We start from the raw sequence: 21,686 nt of genomic DNA on the forward strand, positions 1-21,686 counted from the left end.
AACAATCCACGCATCCACATATTGTTAAATCCTTTCAGCTAATTTTTGACCTACACGTGTTACATCCCCAACTTTAAGATTGTTTGAAAATTCAATCGCATTTGAAGCAAATAATGTAATAACGGTTGAACCTAATTTGAAACATCCCATGTCTTGACCTTTGCTGAGTTTAATTTCATCAGAATATGTCCAACGTTTCATGATTCCTTCACGTGGTGGTGTGATTATTCCAGCCCAATCTACTTCAATACTTCCGACGATCGTAGCCCCGACTAATATTTGTGCCATTGGCCCCAATTCTGTTTCAAAAAGGCATATAACACGTTCATTACGCGCAAAAATATTCGGAATGCTTTCTGTTGTGGCTTTACTGACTGAAAAAAGTGAACCAGGCACATAGATCATCTCGCGTAATGTACCGTCACATGGCATATGGAAACGGTGGTAATTTTTGGGCGATAGATAGGTGGTGGCATAAGATCCATTTTGGAAGTACTTAATCATATCTGGATGACAAGCAACCAAAGATTCGAGTGAATAAAAATGTCCTTTTGCTTGTAATAATTGGCTATCTTGAATTGTACCAAATTGGCTTAACACGCCGTCAGCGGGCATGATAATTGAATTTTCAGCCGTATCAATTTCGCGAGCATCTTCTTTTAATTCCCGCGCAAAAAAGTCATTAAATGTTTTATAGTCTGCGGCATTAGTGAACTTTGCTTCACTTAAGTCGACTCGATATAACTTACAAAAGCCTTTAATCATCCATGTTGTGACTTTTCCCAACTGTTTTTTGGCTAACCATCCAAAGATAATTGTTAAAAACTGTTTTGGAAGAAGATACTGAATAATTGCTTTAAGCTGATTTAACATAAGTCACTCTCAAATTATTGTAAAAATAGGTCATTATAACAATAATTATTATGAAAGTATAAAACGAACTAAAACCAAAACTGAAGCCTTATTGTTTATTCGCTTTATTATGAGTAATAAAATGATCGTTTTTGCATGGATTAAGAAAACATATTTGAACTTAACCAGACGTTTTATTTAAAGCCTCAAGCAGGATGAGCTATTACGCATTTAAATAAAAATTTGCTAATGTATATTGATGGATGCTGGGGTAAATTCGCTGTCAATTTAAAACAGTTATTGATGAAATAGTTAAAAGTTAAAAGGTTAAAATATTCATGTTAATTTAGTTGATGCTTTTAAAAAATGCCTTTTTTTGCGTTCATCATTTAGTTAAAAAAATGACTGTAATTTTTATTATAAACTCAATTGCAACCTCATTTTGACATGCGTCAATATAAACAACTTATCTTTTCTAAAATGATTTTTGGGAATTATTGTGATTATCTAAATTAAATAATTGTTAATGAATTAACATAATCTATACATAAATAAATAATTATTTACAATCATTAGGGTTTGATATTAAATTCTATTTATAAAAAAAGTAAATATTTTTTTATAGCATATAAAATTTGGATATTAAGTTGTCATTACTGATTCATTTTTCTCAATATCAATAAAATTTTTTTATTTGAGTTAAAAATATCATGTAAATAAAAATAGGTAATGTAGTATTCAGTGCAAAGTAAAAAATAAATATCAATCAGTTGGTTATAGTTTTAAGAGGTAAGTTGAAAAAAAACATAAAGAATTTAAGTGTTATGACCGATATATAAATAAGCTTAAGGCAAGATGGAAATTTTGTGTTTTACACAAAATTAATTGATGGGATTAAATGAGAGTTGTTTTAAATATGGATCAAAAATATAGATTAAAGTGGAATGTTGCACTACAACGTTGGATTATGACTTCGGAAGTATTACGACATGGAAAATCAAAATTTAAAAAAATATTAGTATTAACAGCATTAATGGGCGCTCCCTATATTTCTTATGCTGATTGTTATGCCGGTAACAAAGCGTATGCTAACCAAGACTCAACATGTGAATTTTCAAACGGTGATTACTACGGAACTAATTTATCACGCATTGAAGGTGAAAATACAACAGCAATATTTACCGCTGACAAGGTAAAAATGATAAGCCCTTCTTATTCAAGTAATCACACGCTAGCGATAGGTGGCGGTAATGGCGGACCTCAAGTAGAAGGCGGGACAACAATATTTAATGGTGATTTGGAAATTATTACCGGTAATAAAGTTTCTCGTGGTATTTATATGTACAATAAGGGTACCCTTTTAATTAAAGGTGATTTAACGATAACTAAAAAAACCCCTACTGGTGCACCACTGGAAGTTGTAAAAGATAACAATGTGGTAACGGTCAATGGTGTTGCAACGTTTAACACTGATGGAGCAGATGCGATACGTAATGGTGGAAACATTACCTTTAATAATGATTTAATCATTAATAACAGTCAAGTCAGTGGTATTGGAATCAGCCTAGGCAACAAAGATGGAAATGAAAAATATTCTGGTAATCTAACATTAAATAAAAATACGACAATTACTACTGCAGGAAAGGGTATCCATTTATGGTACGGAACCTTAACGAATAATGGAATTATCACCTTAAATTCAAATAATGATGTATCAATAGTCCATGCAGCTGTCATGGGTGATGATACGACAACATTTAACAATAATGGAACACTTAGAGCTGATCCCGCTTCGACATCAATTGAACATATGTTTATTCATGAAGGAACAGGAACGTTTATTGTGAATAATAGCAATAATGGGGATCTTTCTTTTGAAAAAGGTTCATTATTTAAAAATATCACACCAGGTACAATTAATATTAATAATGCAGGTAAACTTAGCGGAACAATGGATGCTAATGTAGGTATTATAAATCTTGATAATAGTGGTCAATGGTATATTAATGGCGACTCAAATTTAAATAATGTCATAAATTCAGGTCTCATTTCATTTGCTCATAAATCGCCAACTGAATTTCATATTATGGATGTGAAGGGTGATTATGTTGGAAAAAAAGGTATCGTGAAAATGCGTACTGTATGGGGAGCTGCTGATAATGAAAGCGATAAAAATATTCAATCTGATACAATAAAAATTGCCGGTTCAGCTAAAGGGCATACCGTTGTTGTTCCTGTTTCTAATGATGGTAAAGAGAATATTATTGATGGTGATATAAAATCAATCACTAAAGCGATAAATACAACGCCTGTCATTTATGTTGCCGAAAGTAATAACGAAAAAGCCTTTAGTGGCACAGCAAAAACGAATGGCGTTGTTGAGTTTCAGTTAGCCAAACGCACAACAGAGAGTGGCGATGAATACTTTTGGACTATGGCAGCTAATTCGAAATCAGGCAAAGATGCTCAAAATGCTAAATTTGATAAGTTAATTTACGCAAATCCAGTGTCAGGTTATACATTGATGCCTCGTGTCAATTTAGAACAAGGGTATTCTAGTATAGCCAGCTTCAGAGAACGTCGAGGTGACATAACTTGTTATGATTGTAGTGAAATTAATGGAAATCATTCTTGGGGACGTTTTTTTGGGAAACATCATAAACAAGATGGTAAACAACGTTTAAATCTTGATACAAATATTTATGGTTTACAAATTGGTCATGATTTTTTTGTTAAACAGACAGATAGTCAAGATGTTATGATGTTAGGTGCTTATTTTGCCTATAGTAATGCCAATACTGATTTTTCAGATAAATATCATGCAAAAGATGGCGTTATCACACATGATAAAAAAACAGGTAATGGTAAATCAGAAAGCTTTAGTTTTGGCTTAACGAACACTTACTATACCCAAGGTGGGAGTTACTTAGATTTAGTAGGTCAATTATCTTATTTAACTAACAAATATCATGCTAAAAATAGCCATAATCCAGATAGTCAACATGGTTGGGCTGCTGCCGTTTCTGCTGAAGTTGGGCACGCTATTTCAGTGTTTGATAAAAATTGGTCAATAGAACCACAAGCACAATTGATTTACCAACATATCAATTTAAGTCACTTTAAAGATGGTATTCGTCATGTTGATCAAAATGGACAAGACGGTTTACGTAGTCGTTTAGGCTTAAAGTTATCCTATCATGATGATAACCAATTTAGTCAACGCAAATCTTTTTATGTTATTGGAAATTTATGGCATGATTTCGTGAATCCAGAAAAAACCAATATCGGTCGTAATCATATCAACGAAAAGTTTGCACGAACTTGGGGAGAAATGGGTATCGGTATGCAGTTACCTATAGTGACCAACATGAATCTGTATAGTGATGTTCGATATGAACATAACTTTGGTAGTACTCATCGTCAAGGTCTATCAGGGAATGTTGGAATGATGATCCGTTGGTAGTATGGAATATTAACGATTAATAATTAATAATAAAAAGGATCGTACATCATTGGTTTTATAATGTTGTACGATCCAGTAAAGTAAAATTTAAAACGATTTAACACCGCTAAATTTGTCTTCTATCCTTCATATCCTAAACAACAGTATAAATAGATTACTCTTACCGATTGCATAGCCTATAACTTAGGTTAAATTGACAATTTTTAATATTACATCGTTTTGTCTGTCATTATTGGTCATTGTTAACCAATTTTGATGACGTCAATAAGCCATTTTTTAAGGCTAATCTTAGTTCAATTAATTCTAGAAAATTAAGCGTTGAATATTCTGCCACATAAATTCAACATTACTTTCATGTGGCAGAATAGATTGATGATAATTACCAGTTTATTTTTAAACCGATGTTACCACGAAAACTTTGATGTTTACTGCCACCAAAATTGTGTTCGTAGCGGACATCACCATATAGTTCACTTTGGGTAGTAATTGGAATATTTAAACCTAAACCAATTTCTCCCCAAGTTTTATTGAACTTCTCGCTAAGTTTATCACGTCCAATTTTTACATCATCAGGGCTAAAGAAATCATGCAAGATATTTACAATACCATATACTGACGTTTTTTGGTCTTCTGTATCTGTTGCATTATACGCAAACATGACACCAACACGACCACGTAATGTATCAGGATTATTCTGATCGACATGGCGAATATGATCATTAAAACTGTCAAGTTTCAAATACTGATATGTCAGTTGTGCTTGAGGTTCAATAGACCAATTCGTTCCACTTAATGGAATTGAATGACCTGCTTCAGCCGATAGCGCTACACCCCAACCATCTTGAGTGGATGGATTTTTACCTGTGCGAGCATTATATTTGTTGCGTAGATAAGATAATTGACCCACTAAGTCAACATAAGTGCCAGTACCGGTATAGTAGGTATTAGTGATACCCAAGCTAAAGTTATCTGATTCGCCTTTCCCTGTTTTTTTGTTACTGATGAGGATACCGTCTTTAGTACGATATTTATCAGAAAAATCAGTTTTAGCTCTGTTGTAAGACAGATAACCACCAAATAAATTCAGACCATTATTTTCCAACGATGTGATGGCGAAGTCGTGCCCAATTTGGAAACCATAGATATTGGTTTCAAAATTAAGGCGATGTTCACCATCTTGTTTTTGATGTCTACCAAAAATTCGAGCCCAAGTATTTTGACTATCGTCAGTAGCACAGTCCAAGCAATAGATATCTCCACGACGTTCCCTTAAATTAGCTAACGTTGTGTATCCTTGTTCAAAGTTGACACTCGGCATAAGTGCATAAGCCGCAATTGGATCGGCATAAATAGTTTTATTGGTTTCGACAAGTGATTTGGTTCTTGCTTTCATTGTCCAATAGTATTCATCTCGATTATCGACGGTACGTTTAGCTAACTGAACTTCTGTCAATCCGGTCGTTTGAGCTTTACCCGTAAAGGCAACTTCTGATCCGCTATTAGCAACATTGACAACTAAAACACTATTCAAACTTTTTTCAATTTGCTTTATATCACCATCAATAATGCGTTCTGTACCATCAGCAGATAATGGAACGATGGTCGTTGTGCCTTTAGCTGTTCCACTTATATTTAAAACATCTGACTTGATGCTACTATTATTTGGGTCGTCTGAAGCATTCCATATAGTATGCATTTTCACAGTACCTTGATCACCCACATAATCACCGGCAATATCAATTGAATAGAATTCGCTTGCGCTACGGTTAAGCGATGTTGGGTGTTTAAAGTGAATGGTTCCGGCATTTTTGATATTGGTTAGAGTAGAATGTTCAGTGATTTCCCAAAGGCCAGAGTTATTTAAATTAATGCTACCATTTCCGGTTTCTATCTTGCCATACAAATTACCAGCATTATTAACGACGATAGTTCCTGTAGATGTGTTGGTAAAAAGATTACCATTGTTAGCATTCAATACACCCGTTTTCGCATTGTTAATTTCTAACGTACCTGTTTTATCATGACTAACAATAGATTGAATATTATCAATTTTACTGGTATCTAATGTTCCAGCATTATTAAATACCGCTTTTTTGCCAGATTCGACAGTACTATGTATCGCTGCCGTATCCGTCACGGATTCAATAGTCAATTTACCTAAATTAGATAGTGAACCACCATCGAGAATAATGGCTTTATAACCTTGCGGAGATTTAATATTTGTATTTTTTAATATTAAATTTCCACCTGTTTGATAAATAGCGCTTGATTCTGTCGTGGTTATGTCTAACTGTGAATCATCTGCGGCAATGATGTTTCCTCCGCTAAGATGAATACCGTTGCCCAATTGGGTATTGATAGTGGTTTGTTGATTCAAATTAACTGTACCATTTTCAACATGAATACCGTGAGTAGCATGTTTAGCATTAAGCGTGGTATTTTTGGCTAAGTTGACAGTACCATTTGTAACTTTAATTAAATTACCATTATTCGCATTTGAACTGATATTTAATTGGTCGGCTTTATCACTATTGATTGTGCCACCATTAATATTGAGACCATCGCCCATTTCGGTAAAAATAGTCGTTTCTCGGTTAAGGTTTAATTTACTATTACCACCCATAGTTATACCATTACCGGCGCCTTTTGCAGTAAGGGATGTTTTGCTCGCTAAATTAATTTCTCCCAGATCTTGCAGTTTTATGACATCACCGTTACCGGTATCCGTATTATTGGAATTGACGCTATTGGTGGTTGCGTTAAGTTCGGAACCAAAAGACGCTTTCCCTTGTCCTGAGACATATAATGAAGTGCCTGATGCATAATGTTGATTCCCTGCACCATATGATTCAATTGTGGTTATACCATCAATATTCATTTCACCACCATAAATATCGATGGCGTTATGGCTAGCACCGCTTAATTTATTTGATTCTACACCCAGATTACCTTTCACATGAATCGAACCAGAAGTTTGAACAATTCCTTTTCCTTCTTTCATATTAATATTTAGATCATTATGAAATGTAGTATCACCTGCGCTGTTTTTTAAACCAACATAATTTGCTTCAATATTGACGTTTTTCTCAAAATTTAAAATTCCCCCTAATTGGGTATCATTTAATTCCGAACCATTACGAATACCGTCACCATTCGATTTTATATTGGTTTCTCCTTTTACCGTGATGCGTGCTGAGTTTGCCTTCGTCAAAGACACATCGATCGGGGCACCCGTTTCAAATTCGGTTTGTGACTGATCATTTTTATCGGGCCAGAAATCGGTGTGATTGATGTTTAAATTACCATTAACCACTAATTCACTATTGTCCCCTAATAAAATACTACTTGGTCGGTATTGTTTTTTTGTAGCATCTGGTGGTAAAGTTTGAGCGTTAAGATTAATCGTTAAATCGCCGTCAACGGTCACCGTTCCGCCTAAATTTGGACGATTATTTACTGGGTCTTGCTTAGGATAAGGTTCTGTCGTCCCAACGACCAAAGCATGATTTTGGTTTTTGCTGGTAATGGTCACTTTACCGTTAGTTGGATTAAAAGTCAGTTTACCGCCGTTATCAACAGTAATGACTTTATTATCTTGCCCTTTAGTTTCAATGCCCGTATAGCTGTCATCAGTAAGTTCACAGTTACTACCATTGACATTTATTTGGTTTTGAACATTGATTGAGCAAGGACCAGCTAATGCATTAGCGGAAAGCGAAGCCAATGCTGTTACTGCTAACAATTTTGAACTTTTCGTTTTCCCTTTTTTTGCCAGCTCTGAAACAACAACCCATTGTCGTTTAGAGGTGTGCCAGACTATTTTGTAAACTTTATTCATATTTTCATCCTTTTAAGGTATTTCTTAGTCAACTTTGTTAGAAATCAAGCCAACAAAGTTTTTTTTATAATTAGATCTTATTACTTGTCTTTAACGGGTTGCGTAAAAATTATCCTAACAATATTTACATTTAAATAATAATTTGATGTGAATTATGTATCTAAATTGATTTTATTGTCAGGAACTCGTTAAAGGCGATTAATTCTATTCTTATTCGATTAATAAGTATATATAAAAATCATCTTTTTATGATCATAATTTGATCAGTAAAATTAGTGGTTAAAATCAAAAATTAAATTTTTGTTAAAATGTGTAAGTGTGCATTTCGACCCGTGATTAGGGATTAATATTATTTCGATAGGCATCGGGTTAACATTAAAAAATAATGCTAATCCCGATGAAATAAAATTAAGTGAAGTGTTTTCAACTAGTAAAAAAGAAATATTTAAAGTTCTTTTAGGATTTATTAACAGGCAATATTCATCTCATGTCACTGACTGACCCCATTCTATTTTTACGTTGTCAAATAAAAAATAATAAATTATTAACAATAAAAACAGGGATTAATATGCCAATTGACCATTTCATATACCCAAAAAAACTAGGCATCTCGATTTGATTTTGGGTCGCAATACTTTTAACCATAAAGTTAGGTGCATTACCAATATAGCTTAAAGCCCCCATAAAAACAGACCCCATAGATACGGCTAACAAGGTCTTTTCAAGCGAAGTCATTAATATTGTTGCATCACCCGATGCTAAATTAAAAAAGACAAGGTAAGTTGGTGCATTGTCTAAAAATCCTGATAGGAGCCCGGAAAGCCAAAAATACATACTATTAATGGGGTGCGCTTGTTGATTATTGACTAACGAAACTAGTGGCGATAACGCTCCGTCACTGCCTGCTTTTAAAATGGCCAGAACAGGTACAATTGTAATAAATATACCAATGAATAGTTTAGCTACTTCAATAATAGGTTCCCAATTAAACTCATTAGCTGCGCGAATGTTTTTCGGAGTTATGCAAATAGAAATTAGGGTGATAATGATAAAAACGCCATCTCGGACAAGGTTAGGTAAACTTAGATGCGTCCCGAATAGCGTTATCTCTATAGAAGAATGCCATATTCCAGATAATAGAACCATTGCAATAATCAGGATTAACAGTAACACATTATTTAATCCATAAAACTTTATGGAACTGTTATTTTTGGGCATTGTGGCTAAATGTTGCTTTCCGTATTGTAATTGGAAATAGTGGCGATCAATGAAATAAAAAATCGTGAGTAATAGTGTTGAGGTTAACAATACTGGTAATAACATATGGCTCATTGTCCAGAAAAAATCGACACCTTTTAAAAAACCGATAAATAGTGGCGGATCACCAAGTGGTGTCAATCCTCCTCCTATATTAGCCACTAAAAAAATGAAGAAGATAATAATGTGAACGGCTTGTTTTCGATTGCGATTGGCCCTGATAAGGGGGCGTATCATTAGCATGGCAGCTCCAGTTGTTCCCATGATTGAAGCTAATAAAGTGCCCACTGCTAATAAGCATACATTTAATTTTGGGGTACTGACTATTTCACTTTTAATTAAAATACCACCTGATACGGTAAACAGCGCCAGCAATAACAGAATAAAAGGGAGATATTCAGCGAATATTGCATGAGTAGTTAGCTCAAGAGTTGATTGCCACCCAAAAAAATAACATGCTGATCCCATAAAGAGCAACGTCCAAAAAATGGTGATCTTGCCATAATGATGATGCCAAATTCGGGGGATCAATAATGGTAACAATGCTATCGACAACAAAATACCAACAAATGGGATACCCCAACAGAGTGATAGATGTTGACCACTAAAATCATCAGCATACAAGTCGAAAGGGATGAAGGTTAATATAATCAGTGGTGCGAGTGATATTTTAATTAATTGTTTCATTAGATCTATTTTATTATTTATTTATCACCTATTATAACAAATATTTTAAAGGTAATAATGATTGCTGATTGTTGTATCCGTTATTGTGCTGAAAAGTTTGAATATTTGCTATGTTAATAGTTGCAATTTGCTAGTAACCTATGTGAATGATGCCTAATTCATCATGTTTGTATTTTTCTCAATGCAAAACGCCATTATAATAAATAATAGTACATATTTCTGGAATAAACATGCCAAACCGATCACCAACTATCAACACATCGCCTTTACATATTCGCAATAAACATCGCCATGGATATGACTTTGCACAATTAATTAAAGCTGTGCCAGAATTTTCAGCTTTTGTTAAACGGAATCAATACGGAAATTTATCGATTGATTTTGCTGATCCTAACGCTGTCAGAATGTTAAATAAAGCACTACTATTGACCTATTACCAACTTTCTTATTGGGATATTCCTAACGATTATTTGTGTCCACCAATACCCGGACGAGCCGATTATATGCATTATTTGGCTGACTTACTGGCAGAAGATAATCAACATATCATACTCATGGGTAAAAAAGTTCAGGTGTTGGATATCGGTATGGGAGCCAATATGATCTATCCTATCATTGGTCGAGCTGAGTATGGTTGGTCATTTGTGGGCAGTGATATCAATCCAACAGCCATCAAAGTTGCATCATTAATCACAAAGGCTAATTTGTTACTCAAGGGATCTGTTCAATGTCGATTGCAAAAAAATTGTTTGGCGATTTTTGATGGGATTATTCAGCCTAAAGAGTTTTATATGCTTACCCTTTGTAATCCTCCTTTTCATGCGTCAGCGCAAGCTGCCTTGGTCAGTACCCAGAAGAAACTTAAAAATCTAGGAAAATTGGGTGATTCAAAACAAAAAACAGTACTGAATTTTGGTGGGCAACATATGGAATTATGGTGTCAAGGTGGCGAAAGTACATTTATCAGTAATATGATAAAAGAGAGTGCCAATTATAAAACACAGTGTTTATGGTTTACGACATTGGTTTCAAAAAAAGAATCATTACCGGTAATTAGAAAACACTTAAAAGCCGTTAAAGCTATTGAGACAAAAATTGTGCCTATGGCACAAGGACAAAAAATTAGCCGTTTTGTCGCATGGACTTACTTTAATAAAGCGGAACGTCAACAGCTTCTAGCAAATTATTAATGTTTAGTAAAATATCTCAAACAGACAGGTATTTAAGTACTACAAAGGCGAGTGATTAATCCCCCAATGTGTCCTGCAAATAGTATTCAATAATTTTTGTGTTGTTAGTTGACCTTTTCTTGTTTTATCTAATCAGATGTTTAATCAACATGCTATTTTTAACATAAATAAAAAAATGATATGTAATCAATGTTTAATATTAAAAATGGGTATTCATTAATTATATAATTCTTTGTTATAACTAAAAATTATTATTTTTCTTATAAAAAATTAACGATAATTAAAATGCTTTGCAATGAACAGTAATGGTTATAATATAATCAATACTGAAGCGATTTCCATTTAGGTATAAGGAAGATAATATGAGTAAGAATACGACGGCAGAACTGATTGAAAAGTTAGAAACTATTGTGGGCAAAAAGCACACATTAACTGATCCTTCCCGTACTTTACTTTATCGTAAAGGTATTCGTTTTGGGGAAGGTGATGCTATTGCAGTGGTTTTACCCGGTACGTTAGTTGAACAGTGGCTAGTTTTAAAAGCGTGTGTTGAAGCCGATGTCATTGTGATTACTCAATCGGCAAATACAGGATTAACCGGTGGTTCTACACCTGACGGTAATGATTATGATAGGTTTGTGGTAATTGTCAGTACTCGTCGACTTGAAGGTATTCAAGTGATTGAAAATGGTGAGCAAGTGGTTTGTTTGCCAGGCAGTACACTATTTAAACTTGAAAAAGAGTTGAAAAAATATAATCGTGGGCCGCATTCGGTAATAGGTTCATCTTGTATTGGCGCATCCGTTATGGGTGGGGTGTGTAATAATTCTGGTGGTGCTTTAATCCAGCATGGGCCTGCCTATACACAAATGGCCGTATTTGCTCAATTAGATGATCAAGGACAATTGCATCTGGTTAACCATTTAGGGATTGAATTAGGTGACGATCCAGAGACGATCTTACAAAATCTTCAAAATCATACTTATACTGAAAAAGACATTAATCATGATGCAGGTTTAGGACACGATCATCATTATTGCGATCATGTTCGTGAGATTGATGCCGATACGCCAGCGCGTTTTAATGCCGATCCAACTAGACATTACGAAGCTTCGGGTAGTGCAGGTCGGTTAATGGTATTTGCTGTACGATTAGATACATTTCCACTTGAAAAAAATAGTGCAGTATTTTATATCGGTACTAATAATACTGATGATCTTGATGAAATCCGACGTCATATTTTAGCTCACTTTAAAAATTTGCCGGTATCGGGCGAATATATTCATCGTGATGCATTTGATATCGCTGCTATATATGGTAAACATATCTATTTAGCCATACAAAAATTAGGGACAAATGTGATTCCTCGCTTATATGCATTTAAAAATTTCGTTGATCGTGTCAGTACAAAAATTCCATTCTTCCCCAATAATTTTTCAGATCGATTTGCGGTGTTTGTGAGTAAATTACTTCCTAACCACTTACCTAAATCTATTCGTGATTATCGTGATCGTTTTGAACATCATCTTATTTTAAAAATGGCCGATGATGGCATAGCGGAAGCTCAGGCATTTTTGCAAACATTTTTTCAAAACAAACAAAGCGACTATTTTCATTGTAATGAGAAAGAAGCAGAAGCGGCGATGTTGCATCGTTTTGCGACAGCTGGTGCTGCAACTGTTTATCGTAGTGTCCATTCGGATACGGTTGAAGATTTGGTGGCACTGGATATTGCTTTACGACGTAATGATAAAGATTGGTTTGAAACATTACCAGAAAATATAAGTCAGCATTTTATTCATAAATTATATTATGGGCATTTCTTTTGTTCTGTTTTTCACCAAGATTATATTGCCAAAAAAGGAACAGATTGCCACAAAGTGAAAGAAGAGATGTTAGCTATTTTAGATCAGCGTGGGGCACAATATCCTGCTGAACATAATGTTGGTCATTTATATCAAGCTAACGCTGATTTGAAAAAATTCTATCAGCAATTAGATCCGACTAACAGCCTCAATCCAGGTATTGGTAAGACATCGAAAAAGAAATATTGGCAGTAATTTGACTTTAAATAAAAACCGCCAGTATCGATAAACTGGCGGTGTTATGTTGATATGACTAAATAATCATATTGTTCAATAAATCGATTAATATATTGTCTTGAAAATCATTTGTATATCAAAGTAATTTTTTTAATTGATATAACATTTCTAATGCCTGTTTCGGTGTTAATGCATCAGGATCAATACGTTTTAAAGCCTCTTCAACTTCAGACGGTTCTGGCTCTGTTTCAAACGAAAGTTGCGAGCTATCAACATGGCTGTTCGCTGTCTGTTTTGAAATCATTTCAAGCTCTTTTAATTTCTGTTTGGCCCGTTTTAAAACCGTTTTAGGCACACCCGCTAAACCCGCAACGGCGATACCGAAACTTTTGCTTGCTGCACCTTCAGAAACTTCATGAATAAATGCAACGGTATTATCATGTTCAATAGCATCAAAATGGATGTTATAGACACCTTGCATATGTTCAGGTAGTTGAGTTAATTCAAAGTAATGAGTAGCAAATAGGGTCATCGCCTTAATGTGATTAGCTAGATTTTCTGCACATGCCCAAGCCAATGAAAGCCCATCATAGGTCGAAGTGCCTCGACCAATTTCATCCATCAGTACCAAACTTTGTTCAGTTGCATTATGCATAATATTGGCTGTTTCGGTCATTTCAACCATAAAAGTAGAACGCCCGGATGCTAAATCATCTGATGCACCTATTCGCGTAAAGATGCGATCAACAGGTCCAATCACGGCTTTAGATGCAGGAACAAAACTACCAATATAAGTCAGTAAAACAATCAATGCGGCCTGACGCATATAGGTGCTTTTCCCGCCCATATTTGGGCCCGTAATAATAAGCATTCTGCGGTTTGGTGATAGCAAAAGCGAGTTCGCAATAAATGGTGTTTTTAAAACTTGTTCTATAACCACATGTCGACCATCTTTAATTTCAATTCCTGCACTATTAGATAATGTCGGGCACTGATAATTAAGTGTTAAAGCACGTTCAGCAAGGTTAGTTAGTACATCAAGTTCAGCTATTGCATCGGCACTCATTTGCATATTCGCTAAATCAGGCAATAGTAACTCAAAAAGTTGATCGTAAAGTTGTTTTTCTAAAGCTAATGCACGACCTTTAGAGGTTAACACTTTATCTTCATATTCTTTTAATTCTGGAATAATATAACGTTCAACATTCTTCAATGTTTGCCGTCTGGTATAGTGAATCGGCGCTAAATGGCTTTGCCCTCGACTGATTTGAATATAGTAACCATGTACCGCATTAAATCCGACTTTTAAGGTATCGATACCTAGCGTTTCACGCTCGCGAATCTCAAGTTGTTCCAGATAATTCGTTGCACCGTCAGCAAGATTACGAAGTTCATCTAATTCGGCATTATAGCCAGTTGCAATCACCCCTCCATCACGAATAATAACGGGTGGGGCTTCAACAATAGCTTGATTTAAAAGATCGGCTATATGATCAAACTGATTGATTTTAGATCGTAAAGCAATTAAATAAGGTGATGAGTGATGACTTAACAATTGTTGTAATTCTGGCAATACATTATAAGCATCACGTAAACGAGCAAAATCACGTGGGCGTGCGGTTCTTAACGCTAATCTGGCTAAAATTCGTTCCAGATCACCAATTTGCTTTAAGATCGGTTGAATATCACCAAGATCTTGTTGTAATTCGCTAATGGCTTCTTGTCTATTTTGCAAAATAACCACATTACGGATAGGCGAATGCAACCAACGTTTTAACATTCGGCTTCCCATAGCGGTTTGCGTTTTGTCTAATATATCGGCAACTGTATTTTCAGTGCCACCACATAAATTTTCGGTGATTTCTAAGTTTCGGCGAGTAGCCGCATCTAAAACAACAAAATCATAGGCTGACTCTTTAATGATAGAGCGAATATGGGGCAGGGCTGTGCGTTGAGTATCTTTAACATATTGTAATAAACAACCTGCGGCAGACAATGCATAACAACAATCTTCAACTCCAAATCCGACTAAATCATTCGTTCCAAATTGTAACTTAAGCTGTTGTTTTGCTGTTTCAAGATCAAAGTCCCATAATGGGCGCCGTCTTAAGCCATTACGATTGTCAATTAATGACATGGATTCGAAATCTTCAGGATAAAGAAGTTCAACCGGATTTGTCCGCTGTAGTTCAGCTTGCATTGCTTCAACGTTATCGCATTCGAATACAAAAAAACGACCAGAACTGATATCAAGGGTTGCATAACCAAAATGATTTTTGTGCTGCCAAATGGAAGCCAGCAAATTATCTTTTCGATCTTCTAAAAGTAATTCATCACTTACTGTGCCAGGGGTGACTATACGAACAACCTTACGCTCAACAGGCCCTTTACTGGTAGCAGGATCGCCAATCTGCTCACAAATTGCGACCGACTCCCCCAACGCAATGAGTTTTGCTAAATAACTTTCAACTGCATGATAAGGCACGCCTGCCATTGGAATAGGTTCACCATTTGAAGAGCCTCTTTTTGTTAACGAGATATCAAGAAGTTGCGAAGCCCGTTTGGCATCATCATAAAACATCTCATAAAAATCACCCATACGATAAAACAGTAAAATATCCGGATTTTCTGCTTTCAATTTTAGGTATTGTCGCATCATTGGTGTGTGGTCGGTGAAGTTGTCGTATTCGGTCATATTATCAATTCTTTTTTATCTAAAACTCAGGCGATTACTATATATCTACTCTTACTCACTTATCGCAAAATCTTTGATTTTGCTTTTAAGTAACAAGGTAACTGTCTTAAAAACCCTAAAAATCGGTGAAACTTATTATATTAGGCATTGTTTAATATTAAATGATTGTATCACTTTATAGGCTGTATTGAAAATGAGGGGATTTGATGTGAGTAATATTAGATTATTTATAAATTAGGTTTAAAAAGACTAGTTTAATTATATTCTAAAATAGCAAATTCTTTATTTAATTAACTGATTAAATGATGGTTTTATATCTCACGGTAATATTTAGTCATTGTCATTAAAAGTGCAACACATTAACCAAAAAAATTGAATAATTGGTCTCAATCACGTTAGTTAACGATTGCAAGAAAAGCGAATATTGACAATAAAATCGACTTTTTCAATTTATAATATGATACTAATGATGATAAAGAGTTTGCTTTAAAAGTCCTATTCTTTCTAGAATTAATCATCTTTATTGTTTAAAAATTTAGCATTAAATGAAAAAAATAAGGTTAATTTTTTTCATAAGATCACTTAATCAAACTGTTTTTATTCTAACTGTCTGATAATTAATAAATAGAGAAAGGAAATAATATGCGGATAGTTTTAGCGATTTTGTTGGTGTTTTGTTTAACGGCTTGCCATGTTCGTACGGCTGATCAAGCTTATAACGAAGGGAAATATGTAGAAAGTATTAGTTTATTAACGGCTACTATTGGTGAAAAAGGCGAAGCAAAATTTAATGAAGAAAGTGCCGAAAAATTACGGGGATTGGTTAGTAATGTGATGAAACATTACGAGACAATCATTAATAGTAGTGCTAGTACAGATTATCAAGCACGTATTGATAGTTATGAATCGCTTCGAAAAATCAATTTAATGTTAGTTGATCGTTTTTATAGTCAAACTGTTGCATTTTTTAACGATAAATATCCAGTGAATAAATTAGATCAACTTATTGCAAAAGAGTATTACGATTATGGTAATTCGATAAAAGGTACGGATAGTGAAAGTTACAAAATAAAAGCTGACTTATATTTAAAAGGTTCAGAACGGTATAAATATAAAGATATTTTTACTTTATATAAAAATGCTAAAAAGCAACATTTGGATATTGAAGCAAAACAACACTATGATTTAGGTAAAACATTTTCGCAACAGGGTAGTTATCATGAAGCATCCCTAGAATATCTTAAAGCTTGGGAAGTTTATAAGCCAATAGGCGAATATAAAGATAGTTTTAAACTCTATGAGGATAATAAAAGAAAACATGTTACTGCGCTAGCAAAAGAGTATTATGAAAAAGCCTCGTCACTTGAAAAAATAGCTTATAAACGCGAAACTTATCGTGAAGCGGCTAAATTTTATGAGGCAGCCAATTCAGCCTATGAACAGTTCGGTTCATACCGTGATGCCAGCGCTAGAGCGAGTCGTTGTAAATTAAAGGGACGCGTTAATGTGTATGTTAAAGATTCCGACTATCTTAGCTGGGTAAAACAAGTTTTTAACGCTGATTATATATACTTTGTTGATCATAGTTCACAAGCTAATATCATTATAGATATTAGTGCCAAATCTGACTATATTCATATGAAACCGTATGAAAAAAATGAAGTAAAAACAGAAAAATATGTAGAAAGAATGAGCGAAAAAACCGATGATAAGGGTAATAAAATTAAAGTTCCAATTTATAAAGAGCAAAAATTCAACTTAAAGACTATCACTAATTCAAAAAAATACATTTTTACTACTGATATCGAAATAACCGGAGAAATCAGTAATTCTAAACGTTTGATAAGCGAAGCCATCTCTTCTAAAACGGATTATATCTATTCGGGCGATGTTCCAAGTAAATTTCATAACTCACAAGCAGGCGAGTGGAAGTCCAAATCAACGTTAAAATCTGAAGCACATTATACGCAAGGTGAGGATATCAGAAACCATTTAAAACAATTTATTGATAAGATGAGTTCTTTATAATAATTGTTAATTATCGCTCAAAAATAGAATCCCACAAAATTGATAATGTGGGATTTTTTATTTTAATCGTCTTTTAGTGTAACTTAACGTCTGCAATGGATTAATTGATACCTTTTAATTTATTAAATGTAATCGTGCGATTATCTAAAATTTAGCACCTTAATTATGATCAATTTAACTCTGACAATTTAGTTAAAAATTATCATTGTCATTGCTCAATCCAATCACAGTCTTATATAAAATATAACTAACCTATATCCTATGATTATTAAGATAATTTTCATTTTAATTTATTCTTGCCAATTATTCTGAATCAGCTTGAATAAACCTTAAAAATTTGGTAGTTTACTGTTAGTTATTTTATCATTTAACACAAATAAAGAAGGTAATTTTTATGACAATCAAAGTAGGTATTAATGGATTTGGCCGTATTGGTCGTATTGTTTTCCGTGCTGCACAAAAACGCTCTGATATTGAAATCGTTGCTATCAATGATTTATTAGACGTTGAGTATATGGCGTACATGCTTAAATATGATTCAACTCACGGTCGTTTTGACGGTACTGTTGAAGTTAAAGATGGCAAATTAATCGTTAACGGTAAAACAATCCGCGTTACAGCTGAAAGAGATCCTGCAAACTTAAAATGGAACGAAGTGGGTGTTGATGTTGTTGCTGAAGCAACAGGTTTATTCTTAGATGATGCAACTGCTCGTAAACACATCCAAGCGGGTGCTAAAAAAGTTGTTTTAACTGGTCCTTCTAAAGATAGCACGCCTATGTTTGTTATGGGTGTTAATGATAAAGATTATGCTGGTCAAGATATCGTATCTAATGCGTCATGTACCACTAACTGTTTAGCGCCTTTAGCTAAAGTAATCAATGATAACTTTGGTATCGTTGAAGGCTTAATGACAACTGTTCATGCAACTACAGCTACTCAAAAAACGGTAGATGGTCCATCTCACAAAGATTGGCGTGGTGGTCGTGGTGCAGCACAAAACATCATCCCTTCATCAACTGGTGCAGCTAAAGCAGTAGGTAAAGTTATTCCTGAATTAAACGGTAAATTAACTGGTATGGCTTTCCGTGTTCCAACTCCAGATGTTTCTGTTGTTGATTTAACTGCTCGTTTAGCAAAACCTGCTAAATATGAAGATATCTGTAAAGTGATCAAAGCGGCTTCAGAAGGCCCAATGAAAGGCGTTCTTGGTTACACTGAAGATGATGTTGTTTCAACTGATTTCTTAGGTGAAGTTTGTACTTCTGTATTTGATGCAAAAGCGGGTATCCAAATCAGCGATACTTTCGTTAAATTAGTTTCTTGGTACGATAACGAAGTTGGCTATTCAAATAAAGTTTTAGATTTAATTGCGGTTGTATCTAAAAAATAATGACTAATTTTTAGTTTTCTAAAAAGTGACCAAATGGTCACTTTTTTTTCGCTAAAATCTTATAGCTTTACAAAATAAAAACGCTCATTTTTTAAAAATGAGCGTTTTCACTAATATATATACTACGATATTAATTAGATTACGACAACTTCTGATGCCGCTGGTCCGCGAGGGCTATCTTGAATAGCAAATTCGACTTGTTGACCTTCAGCTAGAGTTTTAAAACCTTCCCCCGAGATTGCTGAAAAGTGAACAAATACGTCTTTGCTCCCATCGGTTGGTGTGATAAATCCAAAACCTTTACTCTCGTTAAACCATTTTACTTGGCCTGTTTTCTTATTCATTTACTAGATATCCTAACAATAATTAATATTTTGCCTTTAAGGCACGTATAGACTTTTATGCAATATAAATTAATCAACTTACAAACTAGATGATGCGTTAAAAACACCTCCTAATTGTTAAACGTTTTCATAAAAAAATATTGCTTCATAAGTCTGTTACTATTACCGCATAATTTATAATCGAAAGCAAGATATTAATGACAATTTTTTCATCTTAGGATGAAGTTTTTTATAAAATTTTTAGATATAATGGTTAAATTTGATAAATAGCAAATTATTGAAGGGTTTTTGATTTAAATTTATTTCGAAAGTAAAGATTATTTAAGCAGATTAAGGCATGTAAGATGTAAATTTAAAAATTAGTATTAACGATTACTTTTAGGTTTCTTTTAAATACATTGTTTTATCGTTTCTTTATATCAAACGTTTACATACGTTTTATCTGTAGGTTTACAACTTACTGTTAAAGATGTGAATCACAATGTGGTTAATTATGTCATTTATGTCATATAAGGCTTGCAACTTGCCTTATTGAGATAAGATTGCCAGCGCAAATTATCTAAGCTAAATAGCACTAAATTGGATATTCACTTATTTTTCATCTCATCTGTTAAAAAGGCATTGTTATTGATTTAATTACTTTCTGCTATTCTTTATTTAAAAATAAAAGCTATAAGTAAAGACTTATAGCTTTTAATTAACCATTATTATGAAAATTAATAGCAAATATTAATTATTTTTTAGCTCTCTCAAAAGATTCAATAATTTCTTTGCGAGCAGCATCGGCATTTTCCCAACCGTCAACTTTTACCCATTTTCCTTTTTCTAATGCTTTGTATTGTTCGAAAAAGTGTTTAATTTGAGATTTTAGTAATTCAGGTAAATCATCCACATCTTTGATGTGATCATACTCTTTAGATAATTTAGTATGTGGTACGGCAACCAATTTAGCATCTTGACCGGCTTCATCAGTCATTTTTAATACACCAACAGGACGGCAACGAATCACTGAACCGGGTTGTAATGGATACGGCGTTGGAACTAAAACGTCAACAGGATCGCCATCAAGCGATAATGTGTTATTAATATAACCATAGTTACATGGATAAAACATTGCTGTTGCCATAAAACGGTCAACAAAAACTGCACCTGTATCTTTGTCTACTTCATATTTAATTGGATCCGAATTTGCTGGAATTTCAATTACTACATAAATATCATCCGGTAATTCTTTACCTGCTGGTACATTTAAAAGTCCCATTTTTGTATCCTCTATCTTGGTTAATAATTTACAATATTGTTTCTGATATGAAATGAGCGAACATTATAAAGATTATTCGGCGTTGCTCAATTCTTTTAAGTATTGAAAAATCTGTTTGGGTGTTTTTGGTGGTTTATTGGATTCTCGTTCTTTTTTAGCCTGACGGGCAAGCGTACGCAGTTGTTGTCTGTCTGCTATAGGAAAGAGTTCGATAATGTTTTCTGCATCACCTGTTTCAATCAATTCGTCACGTAACTTTTCAAGTTTATGAAATAAGGCAACTTGTTGGTTATGACGGTTTTTGAGCTTGTCTAAAGCTTGCGTGATAGGATCGATATTGCGGCTACGAAGCAATTTGCCAATATATTGTATTTGTCTTCGATATCCCTCTTTTTTGATTTTTTGAGCAAGTTCGATAGCATAAAGTAAATCTTCATCAAGGGGGATTTTAGTCAGTTCATTTTTGCTTAAATTAACCAATTCGACGCCCATTTTTTTCAAAATTTCGGCATCTCGTTTGATTTCACTTTTACTGACATAAATAATTTCATCATCCATATCAGTATCAAATTCTTGGTCAATGATTAAATCTTTAGGGTTATTCATAGGATTTCTTTTGTTAATAGTTAACTAAAA

General features: G+C 34.0%; 12 protein-coding genes. 5 read left to right on the top strand and 7 right to left on the bottom strand.

All coding sequences use genetic code 11. The features are described from left to right. Positions 1-24 precede the first annotated feature (24 nt). Entirely contained in the window at positions 25-873 is an 849-nt protein-coding gene (asd, locus tag ACGH46_RS02990) for an archaetidylserine decarboxylase (protein ID WP_411604076.1), read from the bottom strand. An 895-nt stretch (positions 874-1,768) separates the two neighbouring features. On the opposite strand from asd, the gene ACGH46_RS02995 reads away from it, so the two are divergent. Continuing rightward, a complete protein-coding gene (locus tag ACGH46_RS02995; RefSeq protein ID WP_411604079.1) occupies positions 1,769-4,315 on the top strand; it encodes an autotransporter outer membrane beta-barrel domain-containing protein in 2,547 nt (848 codons plus the stop codon). A 379-nt stretch (positions 4,316-4,694) separates the two neighbouring features. Here the strand turns inward: ACGH46_RS02995 and ACGH46_RS03000 are convergent, their stop codons facing one another. Continuing rightward, positions 4,695-8,153, bottom strand: a complete 3,459-nt coding sequence (locus ACGH46_RS03000) for an autotransporter outer membrane beta-barrel domain-containing protein (protein ID WP_411604082.1) — start codon at positions 8,151-8,153, stop codon at positions 4,695-4,697. Positions 8,154-8,675: 522 nt separating this feature from the next. Next, entirely contained in the window at positions 8,676-10,097 is a 1,422-nt protein-coding gene (locus ACGH46_RS03005) for a sodium:proton antiporter (protein WP_411604084.1), read from the bottom strand. Between the two features lie 230 nt (positions 10,098-10,327). Here ACGH46_RS03005 and rlmF point away from each other — a divergent pair, with 230 nt between their 5' ends. Further along, entirely contained in the window at positions 10,328-11,287 is a 960-nt protein-coding gene (rlmF, locus tag ACGH46_RS03010) for a 23S rRNA (adenine(1618)-N(6))-methyltransferase RlmF (protein ID WP_411597235.1), read from the top strand. A 362-nt stretch (positions 11,288-11,649) separates the two neighbouring features. Beyond that, positions 11,650-13,347, top strand: coding sequence for a D-lactate dehydrogenase (dld, locus tag ACGH46_RS03015; protein WP_411604086.1), 1,698 nt, complete (start codon positions 11,650-11,652; stop codon positions 13,345-13,347). 118 nt (positions 13,348-13,465) lie between these two features. Here the strand turns inward: dld and mutS are convergent, their stop codons facing one another. Next, on the bottom strand, positions 13,466-16,024 hold the full coding sequence (gene mutS, locus ACGH46_RS03020) for a DNA mismatch repair protein MutS (RefSeq protein WP_411604089.1): 2,559 nt from the start codon (positions 16,022-16,024) through the stop codon (positions 13,466-13,468). 642 nt (positions 16,025-16,666) lie between these two features. Here mutS and ACGH46_RS03025 point away from each other — a divergent pair. Beyond that, positions 16,667-18,052 carry a hypothetical protein gene (locus tag ACGH46_RS03025; RefSeq protein ID WP_411604092.1) on the top strand — a complete coding sequence of 462 codons (1,386 nt, stop codon included), beginning with the start codon at positions 16,667-16,669 and terminating at the stop codon, positions 18,050-18,052. A 394-nt stretch (positions 18,053-18,446) separates the two neighbouring features. Next, positions 18,447-19,445: a glyceraldehyde-3-phosphate dehydrogenase gene (gapA, locus tag ACGH46_RS03030; RefSeq protein ID WP_065559241.1), complete on the top strand. Its 999-nt coding sequence runs from the start codon at positions 18,447-18,449 to the stop codon at positions 19,443-19,445. A gap of 134 nt (positions 19,446-19,579) precedes the next feature. On the opposite strand, the gene ACGH46_RS03035 is transcribed toward gapA, so the two are convergent. The 3 genes from ACGH46_RS03035 to yjgA form a co-directional block, all read right to left on the bottom strand. Further along, a complete protein-coding gene (locus ACGH46_RS03035) occupies positions 19,580-19,789 on the bottom strand; it encodes a cold shock domain-containing protein (protein WP_065559242.1) in 210 nt (69 codons plus the stop codon). Positions 19,790-20,522: 733 nt separating this feature from the next. Continuing rightward, positions 20,523-21,050 (bottom strand): inorganic diphosphatase, encoded by a 528-nt coding sequence (gene ppa, locus ACGH46_RS03040; RefSeq protein WP_065559243.1) that lies wholly within the window; start codon positions 21,048-21,050, stop codon positions 20,523-20,525. Between the two features lie 72 nt (positions 21,051-21,122). Then, positions 21,123-21,656: a ribosome biogenesis factor YjgA gene (yjgA, locus tag ACGH46_RS03045; RefSeq protein ID WP_411604094.1), complete on the bottom strand. Its 534-nt coding sequence runs from the start codon at positions 21,654-21,656 to the stop codon at positions 21,123-21,125. Positions 21,657-21,686: the final 30 nt, after the last annotated feature.

Source organism: Gilliamella sp. CG22 (assembly GCF_046635725.1).
GTDB classification, from domain to species: domain Bacteria; phylum Pseudomonadota; class Gammaproteobacteria; order Enterobacterales; family Orbaceae; genus Gilliamella; species Gilliamella apicola_I.